General features: G+C 72.6%; 18 protein-coding genes. 13 read left to right on the top strand and 5 right to left on the bottom strand.

Going from position 1 to position 16234, the window contains the following annotated elements; translation table 11 throughout:
- Positions 1 to 99: 99 nt before the first annotated feature.
- Complete coding sequence (locus N7925_RS05450; protein WP_274343214.1) at positions 100 to 303, bottom strand: hypothetical protein; 204 nt, start codon at positions 301 to 303, stop codon at positions 100 to 102.
- 145 nt (positions 304 to 448) lie between these two features.
- Here N7925_RS05450 and N7925_RS05445 point away from each other — a divergent pair, with 145 nt between their 5' ends.
- Complete coding sequence (locus tag N7925_RS05445) at positions 449 to 1669, top strand: sensor histidine kinase (protein WP_274343213.1); 1221 nt, start codon at positions 449 to 451, stop codon at positions 1667 to 1669.
- 199 nt (positions 1670 to 1868) lie between these two features.
- On the top strand, positions 1869 to 2627 hold the full coding sequence (locus N7925_RS05440) for a response regulator transcription factor (protein ID WP_274343212.1): 759 nt from the start codon (positions 1869 to 1871) through the stop codon (positions 2625 to 2627).
- Positions 2628 to 2688: 61 nt separating this feature from the next.
- On the opposite strand, the gene N7925_RS05435 is transcribed toward N7925_RS05440, so the two are convergent.
- Positions 2689 to 3711, bottom strand: coding sequence for a Gfo/Idh/MocA family protein (locus tag N7925_RS05435; protein ID WP_274343211.1), 1023 nt, complete (start codon positions 3709 to 3711; stop codon positions 2689 to 2691).
- 131 nt (positions 3712 to 3842) lie between these two features.
- Here N7925_RS05435 and N7925_RS05430 point away from each other — a divergent pair, with 131 nt between their 5' ends.
- The 11 genes from N7925_RS05430 to N7925_RS05380 all read left to right on the top strand — a co-directional run bounded on the left by N7925_RS05430 (position 3843) and on the right by N7925_RS05380 (position 13970).
- Positions 3843 to 4601, top strand: coding sequence for a GntR family transcriptional regulator (locus N7925_RS05430; RefSeq protein ID WP_265598362.1), 759 nt, complete (start codon positions 3843 to 3845; stop codon positions 4599 to 4601).
- Between the two features lie 394 nt (positions 4602 to 4995).
- On the top strand, positions 4996 to 6006 hold the full coding sequence (locus tag N7925_RS05425; protein ID WP_443032118.1) for a sugar ABC transporter substrate-binding protein: 1011 nt from the start codon (positions 4996 to 4998) through the stop codon (positions 6004 to 6006).
- Positions 6003 to 7058: an ABC transporter permease gene (locus N7925_RS05420; RefSeq protein WP_265598360.1), complete on the top strand. Its 1056-nt coding sequence runs from the start codon at positions 6003 to 6005 to the stop codon at positions 7056 to 7058. The genes N7925_RS05425 and N7925_RS05420 overlap by 4 nt, the downstream gene beginning before the upstream one ends.
- Complete coding sequence (locus N7925_RS05415) at positions 7055 to 7912, top strand: ATP-binding cassette domain-containing protein (protein WP_274343209.1); 858 nt, start codon at positions 7055 to 7057, stop codon at positions 7910 to 7912. Before N7925_RS05420 ends, N7925_RS05415 begins: the two co-directional genes overlap by 4 nt.
- 133 nt (positions 7913 to 8045) lie before the next feature.
- Positions 8046 to 9212, top strand: a complete 1167-nt coding sequence (locus N7925_RS05410) for an ROK family glucokinase (protein ID WP_265598358.1) — start codon at positions 8046 to 8048, stop codon at positions 9210 to 9212.
- Positions 9213 to 9282: 70 nt separating this feature from the next.
- Positions 9283 to 9879, top strand: coding sequence for a hypothetical protein (locus tag N7925_RS05405; protein ID WP_265598357.1), 597 nt, complete (start codon positions 9283 to 9285; stop codon positions 9877 to 9879).
- A gap of 132 nt (positions 9880 to 10011) precedes the next feature.
- Positions 10012 to 10476 carry an anthrone oxygenase family protein gene (locus N7925_RS05400; protein WP_274343208.1) on the top strand — a complete coding sequence of 155 codons (465 nt, stop codon included), beginning with the start codon at positions 10012 to 10014 and terminating at the stop codon, positions 10474 to 10476.
- Positions 10477 to 10617: 141 nt separating this feature from the next.
- Positions 10618 to 11445 (top strand): NAD(P)H-binding protein, encoded by an 828-nt coding sequence (locus tag N7925_RS05395; protein ID WP_265598355.1) that lies wholly within the window; start codon positions 10618 to 10620, stop codon positions 11443 to 11445.
- Between the two features lie 140 nt (positions 11446 to 11585).
- Positions 11586 to 12221, top strand: coding sequence for a hemerythrin domain-containing protein (locus N7925_RS05390; RefSeq protein ID WP_265598354.1), 636 nt, complete (start codon positions 11586 to 11588; stop codon positions 12219 to 12221).
- Between the two features lie 59 nt (positions 12222 to 12280).
- A complete protein-coding gene (locus N7925_RS05385; protein ID WP_274343207.1) occupies positions 12281 to 12793 on the top strand; it encodes an anthrone oxygenase family protein in 513 nt (170 codons plus the stop codon).
- Between the two features lie 184 nt (positions 12794 to 12977).
- Positions 12978 to 13970 carry an AraC family transcriptional regulator gene (locus N7925_RS05380; protein ID WP_265598352.1) on the top strand — a complete coding sequence of 331 codons (993 nt, stop codon included), beginning with the start codon at positions 12978 to 12980 and terminating at the stop codon, positions 13968 to 13970.
- Here the strand turns inward: N7925_RS05380 and N7925_RS05375 are convergent.
- Genes N7925_RS05375 through N7925_RS05365 form a run of 3 tightly spaced genes read right to left on the bottom strand, consistent with a single transcriptional unit; the run spans position 13960 to position 16173 of the window.
- The gene (locus tag N7925_RS05375) at positions 13960 to 14727 is read right to left on the bottom strand and encodes a 4'-phosphopantetheinyl transferase family protein (protein WP_274343206.1); all 768 of its coding nucleotides are present in this window, start codon (positions 14725 to 14727) and stop codon (positions 13960 to 13962) included. The two genes, N7925_RS05380 and N7925_RS05375, sit on opposite strands and share 11 nt — an antisense overlap.
- 55 nt (positions 14728 to 14782) lie before the next feature.
- The gene (locus tag N7925_RS05370; protein WP_274343205.1) at positions 14783 to 15664 is read right to left on the bottom strand and encodes an alpha/beta fold hydrolase; all 882 of its coding nucleotides are present in this window, start codon (positions 15662 to 15664) and stop codon (positions 14783 to 14785) included.
- On the bottom strand, positions 15661 to 16173 hold the full coding sequence (locus N7925_RS05365) for an SRPBCC family protein (protein WP_274343204.1): 513 nt from the start codon (positions 16171 to 16173) through the stop codon (positions 15661 to 15663). Before N7925_RS05365 ends, N7925_RS05370 begins: the two co-directional genes overlap by 4 nt.
- Positions 16174 to 16234: the final 61 nt, after the last annotated feature.

Below are 16234 nucleotides of genomic sequence, written 5' to 3'. Positions count from 1 at the left end.
TCGGGGCTTGCTCACCGGCGTCAGGATTTGCTCACCGCCGTCAGGGCTTGCTCACCGGCGTCGGGATCTGTCCCCCGCCATCAGACGTGATCGCCGGTGTCAGGACTTGATCGAGTCCGCAGCGATCATTACGGCCACCCCCGCCACGATCAGCACGATGTTGACGAACAGCCCCCGGTCGCTGAGGAAGTCGACCCGCCGCACCACCGTCCACAGCCGGAACCAGCCCGTCCACTCGTACAGCAGCCCGCCGGCGCCCTGGGCGAAGACGAGGAACCCGATCGTCTCGACAATTTTCTTCATGGGCCGAGCCTCCTGCCCGCCCCGCACCCGCCGCGTCGGCCACCGGTCCCGTCCGCCGCGCCGAAAGTAGCCGGTCCTGCGACTTTGGTCGCTCCCTCGCCACGCAGGGCCCCTCCGGGCCGCCCGGCTGCGTAACTTTGTCGATATGACGCGCACCGAGTACCGCTGGCTGCTCCCTTCGGCCATGGCCGATCCCGAGCTGCCCGGCGACCGGCCCCGGGCGCGGCGCACCGTGCGGGACTGGGCCGTCGACATCACGGTCTTCCTCGGTGCCGCGGGCTTCGGACTGCTGGCGCTCGCCGCGATCGACGCCGACAGCACCACGGCGGACGTCTTCGTCCTCGTCGACTCGGTGATCGGCGCGGCTGCCTGCTGCGCGCTCTGGCTCCGACGACGCTGGCCCGTCGGGCTCGCCGCCGCGCTGACCGTCGTCTGCGTCGTCGAACCCGTGGCCGCCGGGGCGCTGATGGTGGCCCTTTTCAGTCTGGCCGTGCACCGCCCCTTCAAGCCGGTGGCGATCGTCGGCGCGGGCGCGCTGATCGTGGCTCCCCTGCAGCCCCTCCTGCGCCCCGACCCCTCGACGACCTTCCTCGTCTCGGTCATCTTCGGGGTCCTGCTCGTCCTGCTGGTCCTCAGCTGGGGCATGGTCGTACGCTCCCGGCGCCAGCTCGTCCTCTCGCTCCGCGAACGGGCCCGCCGCGCCGAGGCCGAGGCGGCGCTGCGCGCCGAACAGGCCCAGCGGCTGGCCCGGGAGGCCATCGCCCGCGAGATGCACGACGTCCTGGCCCACCGGCTGACCCTGCTCAGCGTGCACGCCGGGGCCCTCGAATTCCGGCCCGGCGCCCCCGCCGCCGAGGTCGGCCGGGCAGCGGGCGTCATCCGGGACAGTGCCCACGAAGCCCTCCAGGACCTCCGCGAGATCATCGGCGTCCTGCGCGGGCCCGGCGACACCGACGAGGGCGAGCGGCCGCAGCCCACCCTCGCCACTCTGAACGCCCTCATCGCCGAGTCCCGGCTCGCGGGCATGAAGGTCGCCGTCGACAACGAGGTCGCCGAACCCCAGGACGCCCCCGCCGCCACCGGCCGCACGGTCTACCGAATCGCCCAGGAGTGCCTGACCAACGCCCGCAAGCACGCGCCCGGCACCGAGGTCTCCCTCACCGTGGCGGGCGGCCCCGGCGAGGGGCTCACCATCGAGGTGGAGAACCCCGCGCCCACCGAGCCCTTCGAGCGGGTCCCCGGATCGGGCCAGGGGCTCATCGGCCTCACCGAACGCGCCACGCTCGCCGGCGGCGGGCTGGAGCACGGCCCGACGGAGGACGGCGGCTTCGTGGTCCGGGCCCGGCTGCCGTGGCCCGCCGCGTGAGGCCCCGGGGCGGTGCGGGGCCTCGCCGGAGGACCAGGACCGTGACGCGTTCCCGGAGAGGTGGGGCCGTGACGCGTGCCCGGAGAGCTGGGCCCGTGACGCGGGCCCGGGGAGCCGTGGCCGTGACGTGTGACCGGAGGATCCGGGCCGCGACGCCCGCCGTACGGGGCCCGCTCACCGGCTGGCTACGGTGGCCGTCATGAACACCCCGGCGTCCCCGACACCCCCGGCGTCACCCGCGCCCCCGCCCGTCCGGCTGCTGATCGTCGACGACGACCCGCTGGTCCGGGCCGGACTGACCCTGATGCTCGGCGGCGACGAGGGCATCGACATCGTGGGGGAGGGCGCGGACGGCGACGAGGTCGAGGAACTGGTCGAACGACTGCACCCGGACGTCGTCCTGATGGACATCCGGATGCCGGTCATGGACGGACTCACCGCTACCGAACGGCTGCGCCGCCGGCCGGGCGCGCCCGAAGTCGTCGTCCTCACCACGTTCCACGCGGACGAACAGGTGCTCCGGGCCATCCGGGCCGGGGCGGCCGGATTCGTCCTGAAGGACACCCCGCCGGCCCGGATCGTCGATTCGGTCCGCCGGGTCGCCGCCGGAGACCCGGTGCTCTCGCCCGCCGTCACCCGCCAGTTGATGGCGCGCGCCGCGGGCGGCGGACACGACGACCGGGCCGGCCGCACCGGCCGCGCACGCAGGCGCTTCGACCAACTCGCCGAGCGGGAGAAGGAAGTGGCCGTCGCCGTCGGACGCGGCGGCTCCAACGCGGAGATCGCGGGCTCCCTCTACCTCAGTGTCGCGACCGTCAAGACCCACGTCTCCCGGATTCTCGCCAAACTCGAACTGAACAACCGTGTCCAGATCGCGCTGTTGGTCCATGACGCGGGACTCCTCGACACGGACGGGACGGACGGGACGGACAGGGAGGGCGGGGGCGGCCTACGCTGACAGGACCGGACAGGACCGGACAGGACCGGAAGAGGGGCTGACCGCCGGCCCGGGGTCCGGTTCAGCCGCCGCCGGGGATCTCCGTCATCGCCACCGGCCGCCGTTCGCGGCGGGAGACCTCGCACGCCTCGGCGATCCGCAGGGCGTGCAGGGCCTCCCGCCCGTCGCACGGATTGGCCAGTTCGCCGCGGGCCACCCGCAGGAACGCGTCCAGTTCCGCCTCGTACGCCGGGGCGAACCGTTCCAGGAACCCCGGCCAGGGCTTCGCCGGTGCGCCGGGACCGCCGGGCTCGGCCGAGGTCAGCGGCGTACGGTCGTCCAGGCCGACGGCGATCTGGTCCAGTTCGCCGGCCAGCTCCATCCGCACGTCGTACCCGGCACCGTTGCACCGGGTCGCGGTGGCGGTGGCGAGCGTCCCGTCGTCGAGGGTGAGCAGGGCGGCGGCCGTGTCCACGTCCCCGGCCTCCCGGAACATCGCGGGTCCGGAGTCCGAGCCGGTCGCGTACACCTCGCTCACCTCGCGTCCGGTCACCCAGCGCAGGATGTCGAAGTCGTGGACCAGGCAGTCGCGGTACAGCCCGCCCGAGAGCGGGAGGTAGGCGGCGGGCGGCGGGGCCGGGTCGGAGGTGACCGCGCGCACGGTGTGCAGCCGGCCGAGCCTGCCCTCCCGTACGGCGGCCCTGGCCTCGCCGTACCCGGCGTCGAAGCGGCGCATGAAGCCGAGCTGGAGCACGCTGCCCGCCGCCTCTACCTCCGCGAGCGCGGCGAGGGTGCCCGGCAGGTCCAGGGCGATCGGCTTCTCGCAGAAGACGGGCAGCCCGGCGTGTGCGGCCCGTGCGATGAGCCCGGCATGGGCCGAGGTCGCCGAACAGATCATCACGGCGTCGGGCGGGCCCCCGGCGGCGCCCTCCCCGGCGAACAAGCCGTCCACCGAGACCGCTGTCGCCCCCGTCCGCGCCGCGGCTCCGGCCGCCCGCTCCGGATCCGCGTCCGCCAGCAGCAGGGCGTCCACGGCGGGGTGACGGCTCAGCACCTCCGCATGGAATGTGCCGATCCGTCCCGTTCCGATCAATCCGATGCGCATGGGCCCCAAGGTGACGTTCGCCCGGTCGTCATGTCAAGCGTTTGTCCTGACAAATGGCGGCCGCACCGATCGGCGGCTCCCCGCCCCGGTACGCCATGGCTTTGTCCGGACAAGCGAACTACGCTCGCCCCGTGACCGCACATGGATCCGACCGGCCGCTGCCGCTGAGCGTGGACCGCACCAGCCCGGTGCCGCTCTACTTCCAGCTGGCACAGCAGCTGGAGGCGGCCGTGGAGCAGGGCCGGCTGGCCCCCGGCGCCCTGCTCGGGAACGAGATCGACCTCGCCGCCCGCCTCGGCCTGTCCCGGCCGACCGTCCGCCAGGCCATCCAGTCGCTCGTCGACAAGGGCCTGATGGTCCGCCGCCGGGGAGTCGGCACCCAGGTCGTCCACAGCAAGGTCCGCCGCCCGCTGGAGCTCAGCTCGCTCTACGACGATCTGGAGGCGGCCGGCCAGCGCCCCGCCACCAGCGTCCTGCGCAACACCACGGAACCGGCCACCGCCGAGGTCGCCGCCGCGCTCGGCGTCGCCGAGGGCAGCGAGGTCCACCTCGTCGAACGGCTGCGCAGCGCCCACGGCGAACCGATGGCCCTCCTGCGCAACCACCTGCCCCCCGGGCTGCTGCCCCTGCTCACCGAGGAACTGGAGGCCACCGGCCTCTACCGGCTGATGCGGGCTTCCGGCGTCACCCTGCACAGTGCCCGCCAGACCGTCGGCGCGCGCGCCGCGGACGACCGGCAGGCGCGGGCGCTGGCGGAGCCCGTGGGGGCGCCCTTGCTGACGATGGAGCGCACGACGTACGACGACACCGGCCGGGTCGTCGAGTTCGGCTCGCACGTCTACCGGGCGGAGCGGTACGCCTTCGAGTTCCAGCTCCTGGTGCGCGCCTGAGCCCGCCCGGAGCCTTCCCGGGCCCGTGGGGGCCCCACTCAGCCCGTCCGGCGATTGAGGACGGAACCGCCGACGTGGGCGAGGCCGCACCCGCTGGCTACCGTTACCCAGGGCCCCTGTGCCCGCGGACACACCCACGCAAGGGTTCCGTCCTCAAACGCCGGACGGGCTGAAATGGTGCGGGCACACGGGTTGCGCTCGACAGCCCCCGTGCCCCAGGCTCCGTGTCCGTCGGGCCCACCCACGCAAGGGGTCCGTCCTCGAACGCCGGACTGGCTGGGGGTGCGGGCACCGAGGGGCGGGGCTCGGGGATACTTGGGCAGCCGGGCCGGGACCGTACACTCCCCGGCCCCGTCAAGCAGCACAGCGAGCAGCAGTAGAAGGGCACGGCGTCGTGGCAAGGGTTCGGACAGGGGTACGCGCGATGGGCGCCGTGCTGGCAGTGGTGCTGGGCGCCTCCCTCACGGGATGCAGCAGCACCGGCGGCAAGCGCGCCGAGGAGCGCGCGGCCGCCGCGGCCGAGGGACGGGCCGCGGTGAACACACCGCGCTGGACCTTCGCCATGGTCACCCACTCGGGCGACGGCGACACCTTCTGGGACATCGTCCAGAAGGGCGCCGAGCAGGCGGCCCTCAAGGACAACATCAACTTCCTCTACTCGCACAACGACGAGGCCAACCAGCAGGCCCAGCTCGTCCAGACCGCGATCGACAAGAAGGTCGACGGGCTGATCGTCTCGCTGGCCAAGCCGGACGCCATGAAGGCCGTGGTCGCCAAGGCCGTCAAGGCCGGCATCCCGGTCGTCACCGTGAACTCCGGCTCCGCGGAGTCCAAGGAGTTCGGCGCGCTCACCCACATCGGCCAGGACGAGTCGATCGCCGGAGAGGCCGTCGGCGACGAGCTGAACAGCCGGGGCCGCAAGAAGGCCCTCTGCGTCCTGCACGAGCAGGGCAACGTGGGCCACGAGCAGCGCTGCGCCGGGGCGAAGAAGACCTTCGACGGCACGATGCAGAACCTGTACGTCGACGGCACCAACATGCCCGACGTCACGTCGTCCATCGAGGCCAAGCTCCAGTCCGACAAGAGCATCGACGCGGTCGTCACCCTCGGCGCCCCCTTCGCCGACGCGGCCGTCCAGGCCAAGCAGACGGCGGGCAGCAAGGCCGAGATCGACACCTTCGACCTCAACGCCAAGGTCGCCACCGGCCTCCAGAGCGACAAGCTCGGCTTCGCCGTCGACCAGCAGCCCTACCTCCAGGGCTACCAGGCCGTCGACCTGCTCTGGCTCTACCGCTACAACCGCAACGTCCTCGGCGGCGGCCTCCCCGTGCTGACCGGCCCGCAGGTCATCACCAAGGACGACGCCGACGCCCTGGCCGACTTCACCAAGCGGGGCACGCGATGAGCGGCGCCACCGCCGCACCGCGGAAGCCGGAGCAACTGGACGAGCGGCTGGTGCGCACCTCACCGCTGCGCAAGCTGCTCGGCCGCCCCGAACTCGGCTCGGTCGTCGGCGCCGCGGCCGTCTTCCTGTTCTTCGCGATCGTCGCCGACAGCTTCCTCCAGGCCTCCAGCTTCGGCACCGTGCTGTACGCGGCCTCCGTCCTCGGCATCATGGCCGCGCCGGTCGCGCTGCTGATGATCGGCGGCGAGTTCGACCTCTCCGCCGGCGTCATGGTGACCAGCTCCGCGCTGATCTCCTCGATGTTCAGCTACCAGATGACGGCCAACGTCTGGGTCGGCGTCTTCGTGTCGCTGCTGGTCACGCTCGCCATCGGCGCGTTCAACGGCTTCATGCTGACCCGCACCAAACTGCCGAGCTTCATCATCACGCTCGGCACGTTCCTGATGCTGACCGGTCTGAACCTCGGCTTCACCAAGCTCATCAGCGGCACCGTCTCCACCAAGGCCATCGGCGACATGGAGGGCTTCGACTCGGCCCGCGCGCTGTTCGCCTCGACGCTGACCCTCGGCGGCGTCGAGTTCAAGGTGACGATCCTGTGGTGGGCGGCGCTCGTCGGCGTCGCCACCTGGATCCTCCTCCGTACCCGTTTCGGCAACTGGATCTTCGCCGTCGGCGGCGAGGCCGACGCGGCCCGGGCGGTCGGCGTGCCCGTCATCCGCACCAAGATCGGGCTCTACCTCGGCGTCGCCTTCGCCGCCTGGGTCTCCGGCCAGCACCTGCTGTTCAGCTACGACGTCGTCCAGTCCGGCGAGGGCGTCGGCAACGAGCTGACGTACATCATCGCCGCCGTCATCGGCGGCTGCCTGATCACCGGCGGCTACGGCTCCGCGATCGGCTCGGCCGTCGGCGCCTTCATCTTCGGCATGACCAGCAAGGGCATCGTGTACGCCGAGTGGAACCCGGACTGGTTCAAATTCTTCCTGGGAGCGATGCTGCTCCTGGCCACCCTGCTCAACGCGTGGGTGCGCAAGCGCGCGGAGGCGACGGCATGACGGCCACCCCTGAAGACCCCGCCGGAGCGACCGCGGGACCGCTGGTCGAGCTGGACGACGTGTCCAAGTTCTACGGGAACATCAAGGCCCTGGAGCACGTCTCGCTGGAGGTCCACGCGGGCCGGATCACCTGTGTCCTCGGGGACAACGGCGCCGGCAAGTCCACCCTCATCAAGATCATCGCGGGGCTGCACCGGCACGACGCCGGACGCTTCCTGATCGAGGGGGAGGAGACCACCCTCGCCAACCCGCGCGACGCCCTGGACCGGGGCATCGCCACCGTCTACCAGGACCTCGCCGTCGTCCCGCTGATGCCGGTCTGGCGGAACTTCTTCCTCGGCTCCGAGCCCACCGTCGGCTTCGGCCCCTTCAAGCGCCTCGACGTCCGGAAGATGCGGGAGAGCACCCGTACCGAACTGCTGCGCATGGGCATCGACCTGCGCGACGTCGACCAGCCCATCGGCACCCTGTCCGGCGGCGAGCGCCAGTGCGTGGCCATCGCCCGCGCCGTCTACTTCGGCGCGAAGGTCCTGGTCCTGGACGAGCCGACCGCGGCCCTCGGCGTCAAGCAGTCCGGCGTGGTCCTCAAGTACGTGGCGGCCGCCCGCGACGCCGGCCTCGGCGTGGTCCTCATCACGCACAACCCGCACCACGCGCACCTCGTCGGAGACCGCTTCGTCCTCCTCAAGCGCGGCGCGATGTCCGGCAGCCACACCAAGGACGACGTCACGCTGGACGAGCTGACCCGGCAGATGGCGGGCGGCAGCGAGCTGGAGGAGCTCAGCCACGAGCTGGAACGCACCCCGGCCCCCACCCTCCCGGGCGCCCACGGCGCGAAGGGCGGGACTCCCTGAGCGGCGACCGCCCCGGCGCGGCCGACCCCGCCCACCGGCCCGCCGGTGCCGGGCAGTGGCAGAATCGAGCCCGGCGGGCGCCGTCCGCCGCCGGCCGCGACAGCGGCCCGGCCCCCCAGACCCCGCAGGGACGATGAGCACGTACCGCGACTTCGCACACCGCGGCTCCGCCCGCGCCACCGTCCTCAAGACCGTCGGCACCAAGGAACGCCGCTCGCATCTCACCGCCCCCCGGGTCCCCACGGTCGGGATCGACATCGGCGGCACCAAGGTGATGGCGGGCGTCGTCGACGCCGACGGCAACATCCTGGAACAGCTCCGCACCGAGACGCCCGACAAGTCCAAGAGCCCCAAGGTCGTCGAGGACACCATCGTCGAACTGGTCCTGGACCTCTCCGACCGCCACGACGTCCACGCGGTGGGCATCGGCGCGGCGGGCTGGGTGGACGCCGACCGCTCCAAGGTGCTGTTCGCCCCGCACCTCGCCTGGCGCGACGAGCCGCTGCGCGACGCGATCGCGTCCCGCCTCGTCGTCCCCGTCATGGTCGACAACGACGCCAACACCGCCGCCTGGGCGGAATGGCGCTTCGGGGCGGGCCGCGGCGAGGACCATCTCGTCATGATCACCCTCGGTACGGGCATCGGCGGCGCGATCCTGGAGGACGGACAGGTCAAGCGCGGCAAGTACGGCGTGGCCGGTGAGTTCGGCCACATGCAGGTCGTGCCCTCGGGCCACCGCTGCCCCTGCGGCAACCGGGGCTGCTGGGAGCAGTACAGCTCCGGCAACGCCCTGGTCCGAGAGGCCCGGGAGCTGGCCGCGGCCGACTCACCGGTGGCGCACTACCTGCTGGACCGGGTGAAGGGGAACATCCCCGACATCACCGGCCCGCTCATCACCCAACTGGCCCGCGAGGGCGACGCGATGTGCATCGAGCTGCTCCAGGACATCGGCCAGTGGCTCGGCATCGGCATCGCCAATCTGGCCGCGGCGCTCGATCCCTCCTGCTTCGTCATCGGAGGCGGCGTCAGCGCCGCCGATGACCTGCTGATCAACCCCGCCAGGGACGCCTTCAAGCGTCACCTCACCGGCCGCGGCTACCGCCCCGAGGCCCGGATCGCGAAGGCGCAGCTCGGCCCCGAGGCGGGTATGGTCGGCGCCGCGGACCTGGCCCGGCTGGTCGCCCGCCGATTCCGCCGGGCCAACCGGCGGCGCGTCGAGCGGTACGAGCGGTACGCCCAGATCTACGACCAGGCGGCGAGCACCCTCCGCAACACGCGGGCCACCCGTACCGCTGACTGAACCGCAGCCGCCCGTTGCGGCGTCCCCCCTTCAGTACGCCGTCACCGCAGCACTTGAGGACCACCTGATCATGATCGCAGCCGAGCACCCCGTGGTGCCGCACCAGTCGGAGTCTCCGGGCGACGGCGAGGGCAAGCCGCCAGAGGACCGGCGGCATGTGTTCAAGCGGCGATTCATCACCGCGACGATCATCGTGCTGCTGATCGGCATCCCGGCCGGCTACCTGCTGATCTCGGCAGGTCAGAGCCGCCGCTCGGGCCAGGACAAGGAGGCCGAGGCGGCCGCCGTGGGCCTCCGGGAGGGCTGGCCCTCCAAGATGCAGCGCCGGATCTTCGAGATCCCGATCCCCGGCAACGGGCAGGGCGTCCAGTACTACGAGACGAACAACTGGAAAGCCAGCCGGATGTACGCGAAGTTCCGGACGACCTCCGCGGGTCTCGACCGCTTCCTGAGCGGGGTGGGCACCGGACGCGCGGCGCTGGAGCCGGACACGATCACCATCAGCCCCCGGGACATCAAGATCACCGGCTGGTCCTTCGGCCCGGGCGAGGAGTGGGCCGGCACCACGCACAGCAACAAGAAGCCGCGCCCGACCCAGAACATCACGGTCAACATGACCGATCCGGCCAGTCCGGTGGTGTACGTGGTCTCGGCGGCGACCCCTTGATGGCCCGCCGTTCGGCGGGCGCACCGGGGCGCGCGCTCCGCCGGTAGCCGAGAACCGGCCGCGAGCGCCCCCCCCCGGCGAGTCTCAAAGACGACCTGCGAAGAGGCGTTCCGGGAGACGATGATGATCGCTATGCCGGAAGTTCTGGAGATCCTCGCCCTCGCCTGTACCGGTCTGTACGCCGGATACATGCTCGCCTTCATGTCGGGCCTCATGCCCGCGCTCAAGGAGGTGGACGACGCGTCGTTCACCCTGGTCATGCGGACGGTGAACCGGAAGGTTCCCGGTCCGCTCTTCCTCGTTCTCTTCCTCGGGTCGCTCGCCTTCCCCGTGGCCTCGTTCTTCGTCGAGCCGGACGGACGGGCGGGCGGTGGCACGGCTTTGGTAGGCGCCGCAGCGGTCTGTGCGCTGGTGGGCCACCTGGTCACGTCGGGCGGCAACGTCCCGCTGAACAACGCCCTGGACTCGTCGAAGGGACAGGGCGACGAGCGGAGCGCCCGTACGGCGTTCGAGGGCCGGTGGAACGCCCTGCACGCCCTGCGCACGCTGCTGGCCGCCGCCGCATTCGTCCTGGTCGCCATGGCCGTCACCGGCTGAGGTGGTGCCCCGGTTCCGTGGACCCGGTTCCGCGGACCCGGCTCCATGCCTACGTGAAGCGCCGTCGACATGAGACGATGGCGAATGAAATTGAGTCTGTGAGCTATTCAACGTCTGCGTTGCGGAGACTTTAATGAAGTCATGAGCACTCACGGACAGAACACAGCGCCCATCCTCGTCATCGGCGGCACCGGCAAGACCGGGCGGCGCGTCGTGGAACGACTGGAGACGTTGGGCCGCCCGGCCCGCGTCGGCTCGCGCTCCAGCGAGACCCCCTTCGTCTGGGAGGACGAGAACACCTGGGAGGCCGCTCTCGCCGGAGTCTCCGCGGCCTATGTCACGTACTACCCGGACCTGGCGTTCCCCGGCGCCAAGGAGGCCATCGGACGGTTCGCCGCCGTCGCGGTGGAGCGGGGCGTCAAGCGCCTCGTGCTGCTCTCCGGCCGGGGCGAGGAAGGGGCGGTCGCCAGCGAGGACGCCCTCAAGGCGTCGGGGTGCGACTGGACCGTCGTCCGCTGCAACTGGTTCAACCAGAACTTCAGCGAGAGCTTCTTCCTCGACCCGGTCCTCTCCGGCGAGCTGGCGCTGCCGACCGGTGACGCCGTCGAGCCCTTCGTGGACGCCGACGACATCGCCGACGTCGCGGTCGCCGCACTCACCGACGACCGCCACATCGGCAAGACGTACGAGCTGTCCGGACCGCGGCTGCTGAGCTTCCACGACGTGGCGCGCGAGTTGTCGGCCGCCACCGGCCGGACCATCACCTACATCCCGGTCAGCAGCGACGACTACCGCGCGGCGCTCCGAGGGCTGGGCGAGCCGGAGGAGTTCGCCGATCTCTTCACGCTGATCGTCGACGGCCGCAACGCCAGCATCGTGCACGGCGTCCGCGAAGCGATCGGGCGGGAGCCCAAGGACTTCGCGGACTACGCCAAGGAGGCGGCGGCCGGCGGGGCCTGGAACGCCTGACCGGTCCTGTTTCGAGCAGCGGTGGTCCGCCGACCGGGGAGCCGGTCGGCGGACCACCCCTCGACCGTGTGTCGCCACATACTGACAAGTCGGGTGTCCGGCAGCGCAGCGCCGGAACGCCCGGAGAAAAGAGGGACGCGATGGACGGGCCGGCGTGGGAGGGCAGAGGGGTGGGCGCGCTGCCCCGCCACCTCCGCGGATTCGCGCAGACACATCTCGCGCTGCGACGTGACTCCCGCCGACTGGTTGCCGCGGTGCCGCTGTTGACATCGGCCGGAGTGCCCGCGGTCGCGGAGTGGTGGCGGCAGTTCCGCGCCATCGTCGACTGGCACCATCGTACCGAGGACGAGATCCTCTGGCCGGGCCTGATCGAGCACGCGCCCGAGATCGCTGCCGGATCGCACCTCATGGTCCAGGACCACGTGGCCCTCGACGACTCCATGCTCCGGGTGACCCGGGCCCTGGAGACGGGCCGGGCCGAGGCGCTGGACGGCCCCGCCGGCGCGTTCGACTCCGTCCTCCACCAGCACCTGCACGAGGAGGAAGAGCTGACGTTCCCGGTCTTCGCCCGGGTGCCGCCGGACGTCTTCACCGCTCTGGAACGTCGGGTCCTGGCCGCAGCACCCTTCGGCGTCAAGCGGATCCTGCCGCCCTGGCTGCTGGACGGGCTCCCCGAGCCGGACGGGCTGATGCCGGGACCGGTGCTGCTGATCGGCCGCACGCTGCTCCTGAAGCGCTATCGCCGCTCCGTGACAGGACTGCTGGAACCCACCTGAGCCGGCCCCGCGTCCGCCGGAGCCGACGGCCCGTACCACCGAACGAGCGGAGAGACACCATGAGCCCAGCCTCCTCCCGTCCCGAACCCGCCCTCCTCGCCGCGACCGTCGGCACCGGTCTGATGGCCGGGCTGTACCTCGCCTTCGACGTCGGCGTGATGCCCGCGCTGGCGCGCCGCGATGACGAGGGGTTCGTCAGCGCGATGCGCCGGGCCAACGACGCCCTCGACGACAGCGCCTCCTTCGGGGCCCTCTTCCTCGGGGTGTTCGTGGCCACCGGTGTCGCCGCCCGTCGGCTCCGCCGCGCCGAGCAGGGCGAAGCCGCCCGGCGGGCCAGGGGCGCCGCGGTGCTCTACGGGCTCAGCATCGCGGTGACCATCGGCGCCAACCTCCCGCTGAACCGCCGGCTCCGGAACGCCCCCGTGGCGCCGTCGGCAGCGGTGCGGGCCGCCCGGACCGCTTACGAGCGGCCGTGGCGGACCGCCAACGCCGTCCGTACGGCCGCCTGCCTGGGGGCCCTCGCGCTCCTCGGTGACGCGGCCCGGCGGCGGGTCGCCGCCCGGACACGGTGATGGCGGCGGTACCGAGCGAAGAACCGGGAACCGCCGCCGGCTCCCGGCCGTTGGCAGGAGGACGCGGGCGGGGCGACCGACCCGGGACCGGTCCGTGCGGTGGTCGGCGCTCTTCACGGGGGTGGCGGCCGGAGCCGGGCCGACTCGCGGGACCACGATGGCGAAACGGTACGAGGTGACTGTGGTGGATGCGTTCAGCGGCCTGCTGGGAAGTCCCAAGGCCCGGGGAGCATTTCTGCTCAAATCCGTGTTCAACCCCCCGTGGGGCTTGCGCGTCGAGGACCGCGCGCCGCTGTCGCTCGTCACCCTGCTGCACGGGTCGGCGTGGGTGCTCCGCGAAGGCGGCGAACCGGTCAAGCTGGCCGCCGGGGATGTCGCCGTCCTGCGCGGCCCCGAGCCGTACACCCTCGTCGACGACCCGGCCACGCCGCCCGGCGTCACGGTCGCCCCCGAGCAGAGGTGCAGCACCGCCGACGGCGAGGACGTCACGGAGACGATGTCGCTGGGCGTGCGGACCTGGGGCGAGCCGCACAGCTCCGGCTCCACGGTGATGCTGAGCGGCACTTACCAGGCGCCCAACGAGGTGGGCCGCCGGCTGCTGGCCAGCCTGCCCGCCCTGCTGGTGCAGCCCGCGTCGGCCGCCCGGACGCCACTGATCGGCATGCTGGCGGCCGAGATGGACCAGGAGGACGTCGGCCAGGAAGTGGTCCTGGACCGGCTGCTGGATCTGCTGTTGATCAATGTGCTGCGCTCCTGGCTGGTCGAGCCCGGCACGGGGGCGCCGCTCTGGTTCCGCGCCCAGAGCGACCCCGTGGTCGGCCGGGCGCTGATGCTGCTGCACGACCGGCCGAGCGAACCGTGGACGGTCGCCTCGCTCGCCTTCGCCGTCGAGGTCTCCCGGGCCAAGCTGGCACGTCACTTCACCGAGCTGGTCGGCGAGCCGCCGATGTCCTATCTGACCGGGTGGCGGCTCACGCTCGCCTCCGACCTGCTGCGCGACCCGGATCTGTCGGTCGCCAAGATCGCCGAACAGGTCGGCTATTCGGGGCCGTTCGCGCTGAGCGCCGCGTTCAAACGCGAACGCGGCGTCAGCCCGCAGGAGTACCGTCGCGGCAAGCGGTCGGAGGGGGCCCTGGCCACCGGGTCCGACGGCCGGACCGTGTTGCTCAGACGCTGAGGCGCACCGCCGGCCGGGGCGGCCCCGGACTCCGAGTCCCGGCGCCCGGTACGGCCACGGCTGTGAGCAGCAGTCCGTCCCCGACATACCAGCGGCCGGTGTACGGGTACGCGCCTCTCGCCGGAGGCGGCACGCCGCCTGAGGCGGTGGTCGCCCGCGCGACGAGGGGGCGCCGGCGCGCCGGGGGCGGCTGCGTGCGCTCCGGACGTACCGAGGCCGTGAACAGGCCGTCGGCGGTGAACGCCACCTCGATGGCGCGGGTCCCGATCCAGCGGCCCGTTGCCGGATGCCAGGCCTTGTAGACCGACTCCTTCGCGCTGAACAGCAGCCGGTCCCAAGGAACGCCGGGATGGATACGGGACAGCTCCGCCACTCCGCGCCGTTCCGGCCCCGTCGCCACGAGGTCCAGCACGCCGGGAGGCAGAGGCAGGGCCTGTTCGGCGTCCACGCCGAGCGCCGCCCACACCTCGGTGCGCGCCGCCACCGCACCCCGGTAGCCGGCACAGTGCGTGATGCTCCCGACGACACCGGACGGCCATGCCGGGCCGCCTTCCACCGTGCGCAACAACGGGCCGTACGGCTCGGAGAGCTGGTCCAGGCAGTGGTGGGCGCAGGATCGCGCGGCGGCGAACCGGCGGACGGCCGCCTCGGGCCGTCCGCGCAGCAACGCCAGCTCCCGGGGGTCGGGCAGGCGGGGCAGCACGTCGTCGAACGTCTCCGCCCCCGCGACCCCTTCCGGGACGACCCGTTCGATCACGGCCGGAGATCCGCCCGGAGCGCCCCGAGGCAGCCCGGGCGGTCTGCGGCACCGGTCACCGGGACCCCGCCCGCTTCACGGCCCCGCCGCTCACGGGCTGTCCGGTGGCCTCGCCGCTGACTCGGAGGACCGCCGCGACCACCTCGTCCGGACGTTCCAGCGGCAGAACGTGTCCGGCGCCGGGCAGGGGAGTGAACGTGGCGTCCGGCAGCGCCGACGCCAGCTCCCGGCCCAGCTCGGGCCGGATGACCTGGTCCTTCTCTCCGGCCAGCACGGCGGCCGGGACCCGGACGGAGGCCAGTGCCGCCCGTAGGTCCATGCCCCGGGACGACCGGAAGCAGGCGGCGCGCACCGGCGGCGGGGTCCCGGCGAACACCTGGCGGTTCACCTCGCGGAGTCGTGGGTCCAGTGCCGTACCCGTCATCCGGCCGAGCAGGAGCCGCCCGAGCGCGGGCCGCCGCAGCGCCCAGGAGAACAGCGGGGCCTCCATCATCGAGGCTTCCTTCTCCGGCGTGTCCTGGCCGTGCGCGGCCGAGGCGACCAGCACCAGCCCCACCGGGCCGGCGCCCGGCCCGGAGGCGGCCGCCAACGACAGCGCCGCGAACCCGCCCCCGGAGTGGCCGACGATGATCGGCGCACCACCGGCGTAGTCGACGACCCTCGCCAGGTCGGCGGTCATCGCCTCGGCGCTGATACCGAAGGAGCCCGCGGTCGAGCCACCGTGACCGCGCAGATCGTGGACGACGACCGGGAAGCCACGCCGCAGCAGCCGGTCCGTGACCGGGCTCCAGACCCGGCGGCTGCCACCCCAGCCATGCGTCAGCACGACCGCGGGCAGCTGCTCGCCGCCGTGCTCCAGCGGGGGCAGTACGGAGAGCGCGAGCCGCCCGCCGTCCTCGGTGGCGAGGAAGACCTCACCGGCGGCGGGCGCCGTCACCGTGTCCCCCCGGCGGCCGGAGCGGCGGCCGGAGCGGCGGCCGGGGCGGTGGCGAGCAGCTGGTTGAGCCTGCCGAACGCCGCACGGGTGGCGCGGGTGTGCATCGCCGCGACGTCCACCACGTGGGCGAGGAGAGCGAGTTGGCCCTGCGGGCTGGCGCGGAAGGACATCGCGAGCCGGGTGCCGCCGTCCTCCAGCGGGGTGAGTCCGAACTCCGCGGTGCCGCGGAACGCCCCGTCCACGTACTCCAACGCCAGCCGCTCCGCCCGTTGCACGAGGGTGGTGCGCGCGGTGAACCGGAGCTTCTTGCCGCCCTTGTCGACGCCCTTGGTGTGGACGGTGATCCGGGTCAGCGCGCCGACCCGGTCGGGGGCGCCGTCCACCGGTTCGAAGGTGTTGTCGGGCACCCACCATCGCGCCTCGCCCGTGAGTTCGCCCAGGAGGGCCTCCCAGACGGCGTCAGGACCGGCGGCGAGCAAGGCCTCGTCGACGAGCTCGTACTTCTTCACTGCTCCTCCTCCTGCGGGATGAATGGGAGGGGCCGCTCCCGCGGGAGCGGCCCCGGGCTCT

Source organism: Streptomyces sp. CA-278952 (assembly GCF_028747205.1).
Taxonomy (GTDB): Bacteria; Actinomycetota; Actinomycetes; order Streptomycetales; family Streptomycetaceae; genus Streptomyces.
The sequence above is the reverse complement of the archived record's forward strand: the minus strand, read 5'-3'. Positions and strand labels throughout refer to the sequence as shown.

Bases quoted from the DNA above. Each gene is read 5' to 3' on its own strand.
- N7925_RS05390 (WP_265598354.1), top strand. From the start codon at position 11,586: ATGGACGGGCCGGCGTGGGAGGGCAGAGGGGTGGGCGCGCTGCCCCGC.
- N7925_RS05410 (WP_265598358.1), top strand. From the start codon at position 8,046: ATGAGCACGTACCGCGACTTCGCACACCGCGGCTCCGCCCGCGCCACC.
- N7925_RS05395 (WP_265598355.1), top strand. From the start codon at position 10,618: ATGAGCACTCACGGACAGAACACAGCGCCCATCCTCGTCATCGGCGGC.
- N7925_RS05445 (WP_274343213.1), top strand. From the start codon at position 449: ATGACGCGCACCGAGTACCGCTGGCTGCTCCCTTCGGCCATGGCCGAT.
- N7925_RS05405 (WP_265598357.1), top strand. From the start codon at position 9,283: ATGATCGCAGCCGAGCACCCCGTGGTGCCGCACCAGTCGGAGTCTCCG.
- N7925_RS05450 (WP_274343214.1), bottom strand. From the start codon at position 303: ATGAAGAAAATTGTCGAGACGATCGGGTTCCTCGTCTTCGCCCAGGGC.
- N7925_RS05385 (WP_274343207.1), top strand. From the start codon at position 12,281: ATGAGCCCAGCCTCCTCCCGTCCCGAACCCGCCCTCCTCGCCGCGACC.
- N7925_RS05440 (WP_274343212.1), top strand. From the start codon at position 1,869: ATGAACACCCCGGCGTCCCCGACACCCCCGGCGTCACCCGCGCCCCCG.
- N7925_RS05415 (WP_274343209.1), top strand. From the start codon at position 7,055: ATGACGGCCACCCCTGAAGACCCCGCCGGAGCGACCGCGGGACCGCTG.
- N7925_RS05400 (WP_274343208.1), top strand. From the start codon at position 10,012: ATGCCGGAAGTTCTGGAGATCCTCGCCCTCGCCTGTACCGGTCTGTAC.
- N7925_RS05420 (WP_265598360.1), top strand. From the start codon at position 6,003: ATGAGCGGCGCCACCGCCGCACCGCGGAAGCCGGAGCAACTGGACGAG.
- N7925_RS05435 (WP_274343211.1), bottom strand. From the start codon at position 3,711: ATGCGCATCGGATTGATCGGAACGGGACGGATCGGCACATTCCATGCG.